A 3,317-nucleotide genomic window follows, 5' to 3' on the forward strand; every position below is an offset into this window, starting at 1 on the left:
TTTGGAAAAGCCCGCTCTCGAGCGGGCTTTCTAGTTCTTTAACAATTCGGAAAGCTGATAACACTGCAATAAATACGAGATTCTCAAATTCATTTGAGCGTCCGGCGAAAACCAGGTGTTAGTTACATACCGCATGCCGATATTAACGGTCAGCATGCTTCGCGCAAGCGAGACCCTTCGGGGTTGTATGGTTAAGTGACTAAGCGTACAGGGTGGATGCCTTGGCAGTTAGAGGCGATGAAGGACGTGCTAATCTGCGATAAGCATTGGTGAGGTGATAAGAACCGCTTGAGCCAATGATTTCCGAATGGGGAAACCCACTTGCATAAGCAAGTATCTGTATCTGAATACATAGGGTGCAGAGGCGAACCGGGAGAACTGAAACATCTAAGTACCCCGAGGAAAAGAAATCAATTGAGATTTCCTCAGTAGCGGCGAGCGAACGGGAAAGAGCCCAGTGTGTTTATCAGTGGTTGGTATAGTGGAAGGCTCTGGAAAGTGCCGCGATACAGGGTGATAGCCCCGTACACGAAATGCCAATCATTGTTGCACACGATGAGTAGGTCGGGACACGTGGTATCTTGACTGAATATGGGGGGACCATCCTCCAAGGCTAAATACTCCTAACTGACCGATAGTGAACCAGTACCGTGAGGGAAAGGCGAAAAGAACCCCGGCGAGGGGAGTGAAATAGAACCTGAAACCCTGTACGTACAAGCAGTAGGAGCACCTTCGTGGTGTGACTGCGTACCTTTTGTATAATGGGTCAGCGACTTATATTTTGTGGCGAGGTTAACCGAATAGGGGAGCCGTAGGGAAACCGAGTCTTAACTGGGCGTCCAGTCGCAAGGTATAGACCCGAAACCCGGTGATCTAGTCATGGGCAGGTTGAAGGTGCCGTAACAGGTACTGGAGGACCGAACCCACTACTGTTGCAAAAGTAGGGGATGACCTGTGATTAGGGGTGAAAGGCCAATCAAACCGGGAGATAGCTGGTTCTCCTCGAAAGCTATTTAGGTAGCGCCTCGGACGAATACCATCGGGGGTAGAGCACTGTTTGGGCTAGGGGGTCATCCCGACTTACCAAACCCATGCAAACTCCGAATACCGATGAGTACTATCCGGGAGACAGACGGTGGGTGCTAACGTCCATCGTCAAAAGGGAAACAACCCAGACCGTCAGCTAAGGTCCCAAAGTCATAGCTAAGTGGGAAACGATGTGGAAAGGCTTAGACAGCTAGGAGGTTGGCTTAGAAGCAGCCACCCTTTAAAGAAAGCGTAATAGCTCACTAGTCGAGTCGGTCTGCGCGGAAGATGTAACGGGGCTAAGCTATGCACCGAAGCTACGGGTTCACGCTTATGCGTGAGCGGTAGAGGAGCGTTCTGTAAGCCGTTGAAGGTGTGTCGGGAGGCATGCTGGAGGTATCAGAAGTGCGAATGCTGACATGAGTAACGTAAAAGGGGGTAAAAACCCCGCTCGCCGGAAGACCAAGGGTTCCTGTCCAACGTTAATCGGGGCAGGGTGAGTCGGCTCCTAAGGCGAGGGCGAAAGCCGTAGTCGATGGGAAACAGATTAATATTTCTGTACTTCTATGCAATGCGATGGGGGGACGGAGAAGGCTAGGCAGGCATGGCGTTGGTTGTCCATGTGAAAGTGCGTAGGCTGGGGACTTAGGCAAATCCGGGTCCCTATAAGCCGAGACACGAGACGAGCTACTACGGTAGCGAAGCTGTTGATGCCACGCTTCCAGGAAAAGCCTCTAAGCTTCAGTTGCATAGGAACCGTACCCCAAACCAACACTGGTGGTCAGGTAGAGAATACCAAGGCGCTTGAGAGAACTCGGGTGAAGGAACTAGGCAAAATAGTACCGTAACTTCGGGAGAAGGTACGCTCTTGTTTGTGAAGGACTTGCTCCGTAAGCAGACGAGAGTCGCAGTGACCAGGTGGCTGGGACTGTTTATCAAAAACACAGCACTGTGCAAACTCGAAAGAGGACGTATACGGTGTGACACCTGCCCGGTGCCGGAAGGTTAATTGATGGGGTTAGCCGTAAGGTGAAGCTCTTGATCGAAGCCCCGGTAAACGGCGGCCGTAACTATAACGGTCCTAAGGTAGCGAAATTCCTTGTCGGGTAAGTTCCGACCTGCACGAATGGTGTAACCATGGCCACGCTGTCTCCATCCGAGACTCAGTGAAATTGAAATCGCTGTGAAGATGCAGTGTACCCGCGGCTAGACGGAAAGACCCCGTGAACCTTTACTACAGCTTGACACTGAACATTGAGCCTACTTGTGTAGGATAGGTGGGAGGCTTTGAAACCCGGACGCCAGTTCGGGTGGAGCCAACCTTGAAATACCACCCTGGTATGTTTGATGTTCTAACTTAGACCCGTTATCCGGGTTGAGGACAGTGTCTGGTGGGTAGTTTGACTGGGGCGGTCTCCTCCCAAAGAGTAACGGAGGAGCACGAAGGTTGGCTAATCCTGGTCGGACATCAGGAGGTTAGTGCAATGGCATAAGCCAGCTTAACTGCGAGACTGACACGTCGAGCAGGTACGAAAGTAGGTCATAGTGATCCGGTGGTTCTGAATGGAAGGGCCATCGCTCAACGGATAAAAGGTACTCCGGGGATAACAGGCTGATACCGCCCAAGAGTTCATATCGACGGCGGTGTTTGGCACCTCGATGTCGGCTCATCACATCCTGGGGCTGAAGTCGGTCCCAAGGGTATGGCTGTTCGCCATTTAAAGTGGTACGCGAGCTGGGTTCAGAACGTCGTGAGACAGTTCGGTCCCTATCTGCCGTGGGCGTTGGATGATTGAAGGGAGTTGCTCCTAGTACGAGAGGACCGGAGTGAACGAACCTCTGGTGTTCGGGTTGTCACGCCAGTGGCACTGCCCGGTAGCTAAGTTCGGAATCGATAACCGCTGAAAGCATCTAAGCGGGAAGCGAGCCCTGAGATGAGTCATCCCTGAGACCTAGAGTCTCCTAAAGGGTCGTTGAAGACTACGACGTTGATAGGCTGGGTGTGTAAGCGTAGTGATACGTTGAGCTAACCAGTACTAATTGCCCGTGCGGCTTAACCATACAACACCCAAAGGGTTTTGTAGGACGCCTAAAGAAGGCGAGAACCTCGAAGCATGTTATCAGCTTTTACCGAATTGACATCGATAAGCCCCAGGGCTTGTTGATACTGAATTCGCCTGGCGGCAATAGCGCTGTGGAACCACCTGAACCCATTCCGAACTCAGAAGTGAAACGCAGTTGCGCCGATGGTAGTGTAGCATTCGCTATGTGAGAGTAGGTCACTGCCAGGC

The 3,317-nt window shown here is 51.8% G+C and carries 2 rRNA genes; both read left to right on the plus strand.

Annotation, left to right across the window (positions count from 1 at the left end):
* The first annotated feature begins 189 nt into the window (after nucleotides 1-189).
* A 23S ribosomal RNA gene (locus B3C1_RS19100) occupies nucleotides 190-3,087 on the plus strand.
* 115 nt (nucleotides 3,088-3,202) lie between these two features.
* A 5S ribosomal RNA gene (rrf, locus tag B3C1_RS19105) occupies nucleotides 3,203-3,317 on the plus strand.

Origin of the sequence: Gallaecimonas xiamenensis 3-C-1 (assembly GCF_000299915.1) — a bacterium.
In the GTDB taxonomy this organism is placed as follows: Bacteria; Pseudomonadota; Gammaproteobacteria; order Enterobacterales; family Gallaecimonadaceae; genus Gallaecimonas; species Gallaecimonas xiamenensis.